Source organism: Anabaena azotica SJ-1 (assembly GCF_047275885.1).
GTDB lineage: Bacteria > Cyanobacteriota > Cyanobacteriia > Cyanobacteriales > Nostocaceae > Trichormus_B > Trichormus_B azotica_A.
In genome coordinates this window covers 4,105,277-4,119,617 of the sequence record NZ_CP178454.1, presented here as the reverse complement: position 1 = coordinate 4,119,617, position 14,341 = coordinate 4,105,277, and the positions used below count along the sequence as shown (strand labels likewise).

9 protein-coding genes and 1 pseudogene are annotated in these 14,341 nt (G+C 38.0%); 8 read left to right on the top strand and 2 right to left on the bottom strand.

All coding sequences use genetic code 11. The annotated features are described in order from the left end of the window. From ACLLO5_RS18055 to ACLLO5_RS18020, 8 genes are all read left to right on the top strand, one after another. Positions 1-1,014 (top strand): sugar phosphate isomerase/epimerase family protein, encoded by a 1,014-nt coding sequence (locus ACLLO5_RS18055; RefSeq protein WP_413171861.1) that lies wholly within the window; start codon positions 1-3, stop codon positions 1,012-1,014. Then, on the top strand, positions 1,015-2,964 hold the full coding sequence (locus tag ACLLO5_RS18050; RefSeq protein WP_413171860.1) for a galactose oxidase-like domain-containing protein: 1,950 nt from the start codon (positions 1,015-1,017) through the stop codon (positions 2,962-2,964). A 235-nt stretch (positions 2,965-3,199) separates the two neighbouring features. Then, a complete protein-coding gene (locus tag ACLLO5_RS18045; RefSeq protein WP_413171859.1) occupies positions 3,200-4,612 on the top strand; it encodes a Dyp-type peroxidase in 1,413 nt (470 codons plus the stop codon). 173 nt (positions 4,613-4,785) lie between these two features. Continuing rightward, positions 4,786-5,889, top strand: coding sequence for a hypothetical protein (locus ACLLO5_RS18040; RefSeq protein WP_413171858.1), 1,104 nt, complete (start codon positions 4,786-4,788; stop codon positions 5,887-5,889). A gap of 131 nt (positions 5,890-6,020) precedes the next feature. Then, complete coding sequence (locus tag ACLLO5_RS18035; RefSeq protein WP_413171857.1) at positions 6,021-8,498, top strand: glycoside hydrolase family 15 protein; 2,478 nt, start codon at positions 6,021-6,023, stop codon at positions 8,496-8,498. A 417-nt stretch (positions 8,499-8,915) separates the two neighbouring features. Continuing rightward, a complete protein-coding gene (locus tag ACLLO5_RS18030) occupies positions 8,916-11,819 on the top strand; it encodes an NACHT domain-containing protein (protein WP_413171856.1) in 2,904 nt (967 codons plus the stop codon). A gap of 236 nt (positions 11,820-12,055) precedes the next feature. After that, positions 12,056-12,286 (top strand): type II toxin-antitoxin system VapB family antitoxin, encoded by a 231-nt coding sequence (locus ACLLO5_RS18025; RefSeq protein WP_413171855.1) that lies wholly within the window; start codon positions 12,056-12,058, stop codon positions 12,284-12,286. Continuing rightward, the gene (locus ACLLO5_RS18020; protein WP_413171854.1) at positions 12,283-12,711 is read left to right on the top strand and encodes a type II toxin-antitoxin system VapC family toxin; all 429 of its coding nucleotides are present in this window, start codon (positions 12,283-12,285) and stop codon (positions 12,709-12,711) included. The genes ACLLO5_RS18025 and ACLLO5_RS18020 overlap by 4 nt, the downstream gene beginning before the upstream one ends. A 95-nt stretch (positions 12,712-12,806) precedes the next feature. On the opposite strand, the gene ACLLO5_RS18015 is transcribed toward ACLLO5_RS18020, so the two are convergent. Beyond that, a complete protein-coding gene (locus ACLLO5_RS18015) occupies positions 12,807-13,796 on the bottom strand; it encodes a PRC-barrel domain-containing protein (RefSeq protein WP_413171853.1) in 990 nt (329 codons plus the stop codon). A gap of 125 nt (positions 13,797-13,921) precedes the next feature. Then, a pseudogene (locus ACLLO5_RS18010) lies at positions 13,922-14,101 on the bottom strand (hypothetical protein); the annotation flags it as partial. Positions 14,102-14,341 lie beyond the last annotated feature (240 nt).

The following is a 14,341-nucleotide window of genomic DNA, read 5'->3' as shown; positions in this document are numbered from 1 at the left end:
ATGAGTAACCAATTGAGTTTACCTGATATTTATTTAAGCTTTTTCATGTTCACTACTAATATGAAGCCGGATGATTTGGATTATCGAAAAACCATTATCCAGCACATTAAAAAGCTGCAAACTTATGGATACACTGGTTTTGAGTTTCCAATTGCTCCTGGGGTAACTCAAGACTACAGCAAAGATTTACAGGATTATACAAATCTGCGCTGTTATTTGGACGAACAAGGATTAGCAAATGTCAAAATTAGTACCAACGTTGGTGCAACTCAAACATTAGATCCTAGTTCTTCAGATCCTAAACAACAACAACAAGCCTTAGAGTATCTTAAATCACGGGTTGACATCACCGCCGCATTACGCGGTGAAATTATGATGGGACCAATTGTCATCCCCTATGGTGTGTTTCCAACTACAGACTGTGGCACTCCTATCTGGAGTGATGAACTCCAAGAACATCTTAAAATCCGCTATGCCAACGCTCAACCCATCCTCAATCAGTTAGGTGAATATGCGAAGTGTAAGAACGTCAAATTAGCCATTGAACCGATAACACACTGGGAAACTCCTGGCCCAAATAAGTTGTCACAATTGATTGAATTTTTGAATGGAGTTGACAGTAAACAAGTGGGAGTAGTGATCGATAGCGCCCATGAAACTCTAGATGGTGATGGGCCAGATATATTTAAAACCCAAGTAAAACACTTAGCCGAACAAGGACGACTTCATTATATTCAAATTTCTCCTCCCGATAGAGGGGCTGTGCATACAAGTTGGCTACCTTGGCGAGGGTTTTTAGAACCAATTATGCCAGTTTATCAAGGTCCGATCGCTATCGAAATTTTTAATGCTATTCCTGATTTTGTCAATTCACTGCGTTTAACTCGACGTAAGTTTTGGATTCCTGGTGAAGATCCTGCAAATCAATATCCAAGCGCCTACGAAATTGCAGAAAAAGCCATTAAAACTACGCAGAAAAAAGTGCAAAAAATTATTTACCCCAAACAGAAGTAAATGTTAACTAAAAAATCAAAACGCACTATAATTTCGATTTTTGTAGCTTTTATCCTCGCTGTAACTCTAACGATCTTTGGCTGGGAGGAGGCGATCGCTCTCCCCACAGTCGGACCGAGAACAGAAATGGGTGCATGGAAAACTATCCCTCTGCCTCCTCCAGAAAACCGGATGCAGTCTGTCCATACTGTAGTCCTTCCCAACGGCAAGGTATTAAGTTTCAACGGTAGTAGCTTTCGCAATACTCTTGTTAATGACAATGGCAAAGTCAGCTTTATAGAGGGAGTCAATGTCACAGACAATGAAGTAATTAACAATACTTCCCTGTTCAATCCCAAAACGGAGAAATTCGATCGCATTTCTACACCACCAGCCATCGAATATGGAGAAACAAACGATTTATTTTGTTCCGGTCATTTGCAACTAGCTGATGGTAATGTTCTGGTTATCGGTGGTACTGGACGCTATTATCCTGGAGGAGCTTTTACAGGCTCTAGACAAGTAAATCTTTATAATTGGAAAACTAACACCTGGTCTAGTTTAGGTCAACTCAAACAAGGGCGTTGGTATCCTAGTTTAATTCCCTTAGCAGATGGCAAAATAGTCATTTTTTCGGGACTCAAATTAGATGCTCCCAATCAAATTAATCCCAGTTTAGAAATCTATGACCCCAAAACTCAAAAATTCCACTTTATAGACCTCACAACGATTAGAAATAGTCCTTTTAACACCAAACTTAAAGATGTTGATAGCTATGACAGTATTGACCTTTATCCCAGGGTATTTCCAACTAGTGATGGCAGACTTTTGATCACTGGAGATGATGGAGGTATTGCTGGAGTTTTGGTGTCACAAGCCAGCAGAAAAAGCTATTTAATGTCCATCAATGAAGATGTAAATGGTAAGTTTTCGGTTAGTTTTGAAGTTGGCCCGGAAAGGGGAGAAACATCTAAAGCTTATGGAACTGCTCTCCAAGTCCCTAATTCTGAAGATGTGTTGCTAATTGGTGGTCTTGTCGGCACTAACGATATTAACTTTGGACGTTTGGGTAATACACAAGGATTTCCCCCAGGTTCGAGGGTTGCTACCAGTCTACAGCGTTGGATACCTCCTCAAAAGAGTGGAGAAAAGAATGGTAAGTGGGAAATTGTGAGTAACTTTCTCAACAAGCCAAGAGCCAATCTGGAAACAGTAATTCTCCCTAACAAAGAACTGTTGGTAATCAATGGTGGTGAATATCCAGAATATAAGCCAGTTTATGAGCCTTTGCTGCTAACCCCTGATTCCTCTGCGGCTGGTGGTTACAGCACCAAATCTATGAATCCAGCTAGACTACCCAGGCTATATCATAATGGGGCAGTCCTGTTACCTGATGCTCGTGTTTTAGTGATTGGTGGTAATGCTAACCGGGCAGCACGTGAAAAAGATGGAACTGTTCACGTGAATATAGTCCGAGATTCGCAGACATATTATAAGTTCCCCACACTGACAGACAAATCAGGTCAGGAGAAGGAGTTCAATGTTGAGGAGTATTATGAATCCCCTCAAAGTTATTTTGCTCAGGGAGATCCAGAACCCTTTGTTCCTGGTGAAATTTGGCAAGCAGAGATATTCAGTCCTCCTTATTTATATAAACCAGGTTTGCGCCCTCAAATTCTGACAGCCCCTGAACAGCTTAAGTATGGTGAGTCTGGAAGCATTTCTGTGAAGAATGCCACCGAAAAAGGTTCAGTGGTGTTAGTGAAGTTGGGTGCTGTAACTCACTCCTTTGATTATGGACAAAGATTAGCAGAATTAGCGATCGCAAATGTCGTTTTGGGAGATGAGTCTACCATCAACTTTAACGCCCCAACAAACGCCAATCTTTACCCACCAGGTTACTACATGATGTTTTATGTCAATGAAGTAGGCAAGCCTTCCCGCGCCAAAATGGTAAAAATTGCAGCGTAAATAACTAATGGCAACCCAGTCTAACATCTTAGAAATTGTAGCCGAATGAGCGATCGCTTCTGATTTCAGGGCAAACGCATCTAAATTATGTAATCCAAGACCAGTAAGGGTTTCAATTTTTAGCTACAAAGCTCAACAATAGTTGCAACCTTTGTCCTGTAAGCATTTTCAAAATAAGATGCATTTGCCCTGCTTTTGATTTTGATCTACCTAACCTAAAACCAGGAATTAAACAATGGCACTAACTGAAGAAGATTTAAAAAAACTACCAGAAGATGGGCTTGATCCAGAAAATCCCGGTAAATACCAGACTTTACTTGAGGATTTACAGGGTAACATTCTCAAAGGACATGGACGAGACTACAACGTGCATCTGTTTTTACAATTCAAACCTGATCAAATAGATGCAGCCAAACAGTGGATTGAAAGCTTTGCTAAAAATTATTTAAAATCAGCCAAACAACAATCTGACGAAGCAGTACGCTACCGACAAGAAAAAGTTTCTGGTGGTTTGTTCGCTAACTTCTTTTTATCGTGCAAGGGATATGAATATCTGGAAATTGAACCGTTTCAAATTCCCACAGATCAGCCATTTCGCCAGGGCATGAAAAATAATAATATCAGAACTTCCTTAGGCGACCCAGAAGTTAATACATGGGAAACCGGATTTCAAAATCAAATTCATGCCCTAGTGTTAATGGCAGATGATGACATCATTTCTTTATTGCAAGCCGTCAATAAAATGATGCAACAACTACGTCTAGTAGCTGATATTCTACACAGAGAAGATGGCTTTATTCTGAGAAATCAAGCCGGACAAATTATTGAACATTTTGGTTTTGTTGATGGCGTAAGTCAGCCTCTATTTTTGAAACGAGATATTATCAGCGCCCGCACAAAAGACACCGGTTTTGATCAATGGGATTCTAGAGCTTCTCTAGATATTCTGTTGGCGAAAGATCCTAATGGCAGAACAGAGGATAGTTACGGTAGTTATTTAGTTTACCGAAAACTTGAACAAAATGTAAAAGCATTTCGTCAAGATCAGGAACAACTAGCCAAAACTCTCAACATTCAAGATGACTTAGCAGGAGCATTAATTGTTGGTCGCTTTTATGATGGAACTCCAGTCAATCTATCAGATACCCCCACTGCCGCAACCACCCCAATTAATAACTTCAACTTTGACAATGATAGCGCCGGCACAAAATGCCCATTTCATGCCCACATTCGCAAAACAAATCCTCGCGGAGACACAGGCAAAGTCGAGACTTCTCCTGGTTTTGATGAAGCTTTAGAAGTAGAAAGACAACATCGCATCGCCAGACGAGCAGTTAGTTATGGGACTAATAATCCCACACAAGAACCAGAAACAGATTCAGGATTACTATTTCTTTGCTTTCAAGCTGATATTGAAAATCAATTTAATTTCATGCAAACCAGATGGGCAAATGCTAAAAACTTTGTCCAAGTTAACGTTGGACCAGATCCGCTGATTGGTCAACCAGAAGGAACTCAAAAATGGCCAGAAAATTGGGGTCAAGCTGAAACTGTAGATTACAAATTTAAGTTGTGGGTAAATATGAAAGGAGGCGAATATTTCTTTACCCCTAGTATTAGTTTCTTGACAACTATTACAACTTATTGAGCAACCTAGTACCGCTTCGCGGAAGTCAAAAGTCAAAAGTCAAAAGTCAAAAGTCAAAATAAAGTTTACACACCCTACTAATATATCAGTTGTGTAAGTCCTGGAAGATGTTTGAAACCTTGTTCGTTTAATCAGACATCTTCTCAACAAAAACTTGAAAAGGCGAATTCATTATGAATACTTCAGTGATTCTTGATGTATCCATTGGGTTGATTATTATCTATATTTCTGCGGCTCTGATTGTTTCAGCTATTCAAGAAATAATTGCATCTCTTTTGCAATGGCGTTCTCAGCATTTAGAAGAGTCTATATTGCAATTAATGCTTGGACAGGATATTCAAGATTTCCAGAAAACAAAAGATTTTCGAGATCAGATTTATAACAATCCGCTCATTCAAAGTATGAATCATACTGGAGTTTCATTTTGGTCAAGGTTCACAGCAAATTTAGTTTTTAATTGGCAAAAACATAAAAATAAAGATAAGGACAATAACCAGCATGGAGAAGCAGCAGAAAAAAACGCTGAACAAAAACTATATTCAACATCATCTCCTAGCTATATAGACTCTAAAACATTTGCGATCGCTCTCATTAATGAACTTCAAAAAGGTACATCACCCTTTGGGAAAATCCAAGAACTAATCACAATTCTGGAATCACCAGAAACTCAAAGTAAAATTCCCAAATCACTTCTAGACACCCTTTTAATACTGGCTAACAATGCCAAAATTAAAATAAAAAATGGTGAAAATGAACTATTGTCATTCCAGAAAGAAATTGAGATTTGGTTTGATAGTTCCATGGATAGAGCCGCAGGTGTTTACAAACGAAATGCTCAATTAGTCTGCTTTATTTTAGGCTTATTTATCACACTTTTATTGAATTTAGACACCCTATATATTTCTCAAACACTGCTTAATGACTCTACTCTGAGAACTACCTTAGCTAATAATGCCGGAGAACTTTTTTATAATTCATCAACTGATGCTAATGGTCAACTGGACATCGAAAAATTGGAAGCAAACTTCCCCAAAATTTTTGACAATCATTTACCAATTGCACCATTTTATGAAAATGTGGCAAATTTTATGGATTGCCAAAATCAAAATTATTGCCCCATTAACAAAGGTCAATTTAATCTGGGTAAATTTTCATCTGCCGTGTGCGGATGGATGATAACTACATTAGCGGTTTTCATGGGAGCCCCCTTCTGGTTTGACCTGCTTAGTAAGTTAGTCAATGTCCGCGCTACTGGCAATAAACCCGATAACTCTTAGGAGAAAATTTCCATTTTTGGTAGCGTTATTCACAAAAAATCAATGTTTTTGAGTTTCAGTTAAATATGCAAAAATCAAAATTCTCAATTCTCGTCCTATCGTTTGTTTTTGTATTTGTGGCGCTGGGGTCTATGCTGCTCCAACCTAGTTTAGTATTGGCAGATAATGCACCTTGCGCCCCTGGTGTCCCATCTGTGTGGGCTCCATCAGCTAAAGATTTTCTCGGCACTTCCGCCAGTGATACATCGAAGGTGTATTTCACTGGTGCGGAAGGCGTTCTGACTGAAGTCTTTTACCCAACCGTAGACAATGCACAAAATGTTGACCTGCAATTTTTAGTCACTGATGCCAATAAAACTTGGGGTGATGAAGAACGTCAACAAAAGCATGACATTGTTCAAGTTAACAAACGCTCAATGGTTTGGCAGACCACAAGCACGGATAAAGATGGCCGTTGGAAAATTACTAAAAAGTTTTTTAGCGACCCTACTAGTCCTACTGTCATTCAAAGAGTTACCTTCGAGACGCTTGAGCCTGGAAAAACTGTCAAAGACTATAATGTCTACGTTCTCAACAATCCGTCTATCAATAATACGGGAAGTGGCAGTGCTTCTACACAGTGCAATTCTCCAGCCTCAACCGGTGGGGACAACTCCCGGACTCTATCTTCTGGGTCTAGAACTTTCTTAGTTGCCTCTGAACCCAATTCGACTTCTTCTGCTCTCACCACTTCACTACCATGGAAAAATGTTGACGGTAGTGTGATGGTATCCAATGGTTTTGTTGGTAAAAGTGACGGCTTTACCGACCTGTTAAGCAGTAAAGATCAGACAATGAACTGGCATTATGAAGGTGCCTTTGGCGGTAACGTCGCGCAAATGGGCTGGCTGGATTTTGGCAACACTACTGCCTCTAGCATTTCCTTTGATGTTGTCTTAGGATTTGGCAAAAACGAGTCAGAAGCGATGGATGTAGCTAATGGTACTCTCAACAGTGATTTAGTTGCTTTGGAAGGCACTTATACCAAGGAATGGGAAGCTTACACCAAAGGGCTGAAAGATCAAGGTGGCTTGGCTGATGATCAGTATTACTTAGCAGCCATGACCCTGAAGAGTATCCAAGACAAAACCAACGGAGCCATGGTAGCAGGGCCTGCAACACCTTGGGGTGAAACCAATGGTGATGGTAATCAAGGCGGCTACCATCTAGTTTGGCCACGTGATTTGTTCAAATTTGCTAGTTCTTTGATTGCGGCAGGTGATACAACTTCGGCAAATAAAGCCGTTAACTACCTGTTTAATGTACAAATGCAGTCCAATGGCCGCTTCCCACAAAACAGCTATGTTGATGGCCGCATCTATTGGAATGGTACGCAGATGGATCAAACAGCCATGCCAATTATCTTGGCTTGGAAACTAGACCGGACTGATTTGTGGCCGAGAATCAAATTAGCTGCTGAATATTTAGCCAAAAACGGACCCTATACTGACCAGGAACGCTGGGAAGAAATGGCTGGTTATTCACCTTCGACCATTGCTGCTGAAATCTCTGGTTTGGTTTGTGCTGCTGACTTAGCCAAAAAAAGCAACGATCCTGACGCAGCTAGTTTTTACCTCAAAAAAGCAGATGAGTGGCGCAATAATGTCGCTAACTGGACTTTTACTAATACTGGCTTTCATGGCAATGGCAAGTATTACATCCGCATTACCGCTAACCAAGATCCTAATGATGATGTAGAACTGGAATTTAAAAATGGCACTGGTAAGAACGGTGAACGCTACATTATTGATGGTGGGTTTCTGGAATTGGTACGTTTAGGGGCGATGAGTCCAAGTGATTGGACAATCTTAGAAACCATCCCCGAATACGATGCCATACTCAAGCAAACCATTTCTGTTAATGGCAATAAGAGTGCTGATGCTTGGTTCCGTTACAATTACGATGGTTATGGAGAACATAATGACGGTCGTAACTTTGATGGAACTGGTCGTGGTCGTCTCTGGCCAATCTTCACAGCTGAACGTGGTATCTATGAAGTAGCTAAATCAGGGAAAGGTGCTGTTGGAGATTCCTATCTTAAAGCTCTCAAAGCCTTTTCTTCAGAAGCGGGATTTATCCCTGAACAGGTTTGGAATAAAAGTACCTCTCTTACTGGTTGGGAAACCACAACCCCTGCTGATTCTATCCCTGGTACAGCAACACGCTCTATCCGTCCTCTCAGCTGGGCAATGGGTGAGTACATCAATTTAATTGAAGCAATGCATAATAACGAAAGCGATGCACCTAAAGTTGTGTGCGATCGCTATGCTTGCAATCAGCCTCAAACTGATGTCACCTTTAATGTTAATGCCACCACAAACCCAGGTGAAAATATCTATCTGGTTGGTAACAACCCATTGTTAAGCAATTGGGAAGCATCTTCTGGTATCAAGCTTTCTCCAACTGCCTATCCAACTAGGAGTGTGAAGGTTTCCTTACCTGCTTCTACAAGCTTTGAGTACAAGTTTGTCAAACGTGATGCTAATGGCAAGACTATCTGGGAGACAGGGGACAATCACAGTTTCCAAACCCCAGCCAATGGCAGCATTACACGGGATGATACATTCTAATGGAATGTGACTCAACCTCATCGCCTCAAGATTAGGGCATCTGTGACAGGTTAGGAACTCACAGATCAAGAAATATGCAATTTGTATGGTGTGTTAGGGTTGTATTCCTTGACACACCTTTTTTATGAATTGTCTATGGTAATGGAGTTAATGGAGCGATCGCACATTTAAGATAATATATTTTTATACAAAAAACAAGAATATCGTTAGTACAAACAAAATAGTTTTTGGTCATTTTTAACTCAATGCCCAGTTGTAGTTCCAAAAATGATTCCAAATTGTTCGATCTCCCACTGGGTATAGCAAAAGCGTAAATTAGCACGCTCTTTTTTACGGACAATTATGCAGAAAACCATTAAAATTAAAATATTACTTCAATTCTATTTATCTTAAACCGAATTATTTTAGGAGTTGGTAATGTTGGAGCAGATCATAACTATCTTAGCAAACCCTCTAAATCAGATACTTTTGTCTGTACCACTTTCGATTATTGGTAATTACTCTAGTGATATTATCAAAACACTTTTTAATTCTTTAAACGAACAAGGAAAATTAAAAGATTTAGAAGAAACACTTTTTTTATCTTTCTTAAAAGCTCTTGAAATTCACCAATCTAGGTATGATACTGTTGCTAGAAATGAAACAAAAAAAATAAAGAAAATAGCAATTAGTAAAAAAAACGAGTTTCTTATAGCGTTAAGATCATTCGATAATGAGGAAGGATATCATATTCCACCAAAACTTGATGATACAAAAATAAGGCAATTACTTACTCAAAAGATAATTAAGGTATTTAAAGAAGATATTCCAGAAGATAACTTAGATTTAGTCACAGCTATAACTAGAGATACCTGTATTTTTTACAGAGATGCTTTCTTTCAAGAAATATCTCAAGAACAACAGTTATGGATTGTTTTTAGAGAAAGTCTTAAAATAACATCTATTGTTGCTCTTATTCAGGAGATACAACAAAATATACCGACTAGAGAAGAGTTTGAAGAAATTCGCTCTTATATAGTGAAGAATGAAGTCACACCAAAAAGTATTCAAGAACTAAAACAGCACTATATTGAATATTTGGAAAGAAAGTTTTCCTCTATAGAGCTAACAGGGGTTTCACCACGTGTACATGGTCAAGATATTTCTTTCGCATTGGAAGAGATATTCATTCCCTTTAATATTGGAAGCAATGATACTTATAACCAGAATGCTTTGATGGTTATGCGAGAAGATAGATCCAAATACACTGTTCTCTTTAAGGATGATGAAACACTCCTCGATGACAAAATAAAGTTACTACAAAATCTGACAAGATTTTCCCAAATTGTTTTGCTTGGAGATCCAGGGGGTGGTAAAACAACGCTCTTGAAGTACATAACTTATCAAATGTGTAGATTCCAACGAACAAATACATTTCTCCCATTCTATCTGCCTATTTTTCTAAAAATATCGGAGTATGCTCAAGTTATCAAGACTAATTCTTCAAAACGACTACTAGATTTTATATTGTATGACTATGATAAGCAATTTGCTAATCTTTTCCAATGGGCATTTGATAATGGACAAGTATTATTATTACTTGATGGTCTCGACGAAGTTTTAGATACATCACAGCGTATAAAAGTTGTAGAAGAAGTGCAAGATATAGTTGCTCGTATGCCCGAAAATCGTTACATTGTTACTTCTAGAATTATAGGTTACGATAGTGCCAGAATTAGCAGCAATTTTAAACACTTTACAATACAGAAGTTTAATCGACAGCAAATTAAAGCATTTTGCTGTAGCTGGTACAAGGCTGTTAATAAAAATAGTTCGCAAAATATTAACTCTGCATTATTAGAAGCGGAAAAACTTTATAATGCTATCATCAATAAGAGGGAAATAGAAAATCTAGCTTGTAATCCTTTGATGGTAACTTTAATAGCAAATATACATTTCAAAGGACAAAACCTTCCTTACAGTCGGGTGCAATTATACGACATAGCTACGGAAACATTGCTGCAATACTGGGTACAACATCGTGTATCTGATGGAAGTCAATTAAAAGATAAAGACGATGTTATCGAAATTCTTTCACCTGTTGCATTTTATATTCATGAGAATAATCCTGAAGGTCTGATTACTGAGTATGAATTTCATGAACAATGTCGAATTATTTTAGAGAGGGATGAATACAATTTAAATACCAAAGAAATCAAAAAAGAAATTAAAGAATTGACAAAATTTTTACGCGAGCAAAGTGGTTTTTTTCATGAAAAGGGTGTTGATGAATCTACTAATACTCGATTTTTTGGATTCCTTCATCAAACTTTCCAAGAATATTTAACAGCAATAGAAATTGTAAATCAGTGGAAAGAAGGAATACTAAATTTTGAAAATTTACTCCAGAATCAGCGATGGACAGAGAGCTTTAGATTAGCAGCAGGCATATTAAATACAGAGAAAGGTCGTTCAAGAAAGAGAAGCACAACTCAATTTGCTGAAGATATTTTAAAGGTTAGTGCTGATGATGAAAGTATATATATTCGTGCGGTTTTATTAGTATCGCTTATTCTCGTCGATAACATTGATTTAACTCCTCACACTCAAGATTATTTTTTTCAAACTATATTTAAGCTTTGGAGTAAAAATCCTGAGTTAAAAACAAATGAACAAATAGAAAAGCACATGGGCTTTTTACTTCTATCTAAGTATAAAGATATTATAGAAGAAATGATTAAATCAGTTATCGAACAGGAGGAACATCCGTTACATTCTAAAATTACAAAGTTTGTTATACAACACTCTAGCTTGATAAAAGAAGCCAAAAAATATTTGATTATATTTCTCACGAGTCCTAAGCTTGAACTATGCCTCTCTGCCTGGAAAGCCCTCAAAGAGTATGCACACAATGCAGAAATGTCTATATTCTACGAAGTGCAACAGTATGGTGGTATTTATAACATAGCATACGACCCGACTGTAGAGATATCAAGCTTACTTGGATATTCATCTTTTGTGGAAATTATAAATTTAATACCAGAAGAAGTATTTGAACAAGTAATTTCTGTTGCCGTTGATACGCTTCGGATTTACCTTTGGATTTACTTTACTCCAGATTTTTATAGTGATTACCGACCAGAAGATTTAGTTTCAGAACTGAAGAAAAACGAAGCTGTAAATATAAAAATTCTACTTCTTTTAATCCTTGAAAAACGGCATGATTTGTCCTCATTTAAAGATGATGTACAGGAAATATTACAAAGCATCGAGTGCAAGAATAAGCTATTTGAGGAGACAAAATATAAAATTACAGAAAAGATATCACAACTTACACTATAGGGTTTTATTAGTTTTATTTTATATAGCAGCTAACGCTCATTGGGGGTTAAAAAAGTAAATTGATCATAACAAAATTAACGTTTATACTAATGTTTAAATCTCTAGATATTTAGGTTGTTGTTATGACTTGAATATTATTCGATTTCAGCACTTATGGCAATAACTGAAGAATCTATCTACTTTTGGTGATCTGCTTAACAAAATCATTCAGATTTAACACAACCAAGGATAAAGTTATGACCATTATTACAATAGATGATGAACTAATTAATGAAATTATCGCAGTAGGTCACTATGAAAATCCACAGGAAGCAGTTATTAAAATCTTATCCAATTACTTGCAGCAGCATAAAAAAGAACTGCCTTTATTTGAGCGACTACGTTTTATAGATGACGAATCTGCTGAAGATGATATCGCTTCTTTGTTTGAACGTGATAGAGACACAGGCAGTAATTTTGAACTATGACTTATCTAATTGACACCTGTGTAATGTCTGAGTTTGTTAAAAAAGCTCCCAGTTCTCAAGTTAGTCAGTGGTTTAATCAGCAACCGATTGAACAACTATTTTTAAGTAGTATTACCATCGCTGAAATAAAAAAAGGAATTTATAAGATCCAATACTCACAACCTGAACGATATCAAAAACTAAAAATATGGCTGCAAAAAGTAGAAATTGAATTTTCTTCTCGTATTTTACCGATAAATGATGATATTCTAGATAATTGGGCTAAATTTTCTGCAAATGCCGAATTGAAAGGTAAAAAAATAGCTGTAATGGATAGTCTGATTGCCGCAACAGCACATCATCACAAATTAACTTTAGTTACCCGCAATGTTGATGATTTTAAACTGACACTAATTAAAATTATTAATCCTTACAGTCTTGTGTGAATTAACTGATGAAGCCGCTCTATTCTCAAATTCAGGATGCTAAAGAGATAATAATAAAGCCCCCTCTAACTTGTGGTTGAGGGGGTTTACAAAACTTAATATCCGCCTTCTTCCTCGTATTCCACCTGTCTTTCCTTCACCTTTTTGGGAATATTCACAGGTTTAGGTGCATCTTCCCAAGCATCACCTTCTACATCGTCATAATCGTCGTAATCGTCTACATAAGGCTTGCTAGAAGGTTGAGGTGTGTATCTTGGTGGGGCTTGATACCTATCTCTACCTGTAGCTTCACTCCAGTTATCTTCTTCGTCTTCTTCGTATTGAATTGATTCGTAGGAACGGGCTTGCATGACTCGACGCTGTGGTCTTTCTTCTTCCACGTAATCTTCAGTCCATTCCTCTTCTTCCTCTGCTACAGGTTCAGGAGCGCGTACTTTGGGCTTAGGTGGCTGTAATGGTACTCCGCTGGGTAACTGATTGGCTGGGGAAACTGCACGCGGGGCAGAATAGCCATATTCTTCTTCTGCGTCTCTTTCCCAAGGTGCTTTACCAATACCCAGCCGTTCTAAAACACCGACTGTTAACTGGTTAACTCTTTCTTCTGCACCTTCAAAGACAATTAACCGACTTGGGCCAGTGCTGACAACTTCATCTATTGAGATTTCGTAGGTACTCAAAAATTGGTCGGGTATTTGGGGTAATCCCAAAGATGCTATGACGATGGAGTAAATTTTTCCCGTTTCTCCATTAAACTTAAAGCCCCTAACTTTACCTAATACTTCCCCAGTTTCGGTGATCACTTCCCAGTTCATCAGGTTACTGAGGGCTTCAACTTCAATATCTTCAATCACATCTTCGTTATCAACGAGGATGACATCACCAATTTGGTTGATACTGTTGAGATACATTTGGCGAGGTAGACCAGATATAGAGATCAGGCTGTCTCGTAAACCAAGCGCCACAACCTCTCTTTGGTCAATATCAACCCAGACTTGACTGACAATGCCTAGCCGCTTGCCATTGTCGCGGGTGATTACCTGGGTGTTTAATATATCGGAACGTCTAATAACTTGTTCAGAGGTCATTCTATAGGTCGTCCTGATCTCGAATCCGGTTTATCCATACACTATTTTTAACAGAAACTCAAGGGGATTGGTAATTGGATATTGGTAATTGGTAAACTTCTTACCTGTCACCTGTTCCCTGTCGCCTAAGTAGAGGGTTGTAACTTAATACCCAATACTTGAGTATAAGCGCCTCTAGCTTGAGTTACGCCAATTGTGCGTTCGGCCGATTCTATCATCGGACGACGCAAACTCACAACAATAAACTGTGCCTGTTGTGCTTGTTGTTTTATCATTCTAGCTAATCGTTCAAGGTTTGCCGTTATATAAAACCTACTCAAATCTACACTTCCACAAGCTATGTTACCGCTTTGAGCTTTGTTTACTTCCTGTTTCATCCCAAAATTAACCCCTATAACCCTTGCTCCGTAGACATTGTGGATATTTAGGTGTGGTAGTAATGCAACAAGAAAAGTGCTGTAAATGCCTTATATGTTTCTATAAATTTATTTCTACATTTTTAATGTATAAATAAACATTTTTATATATGTTAAATCTTAAGTATA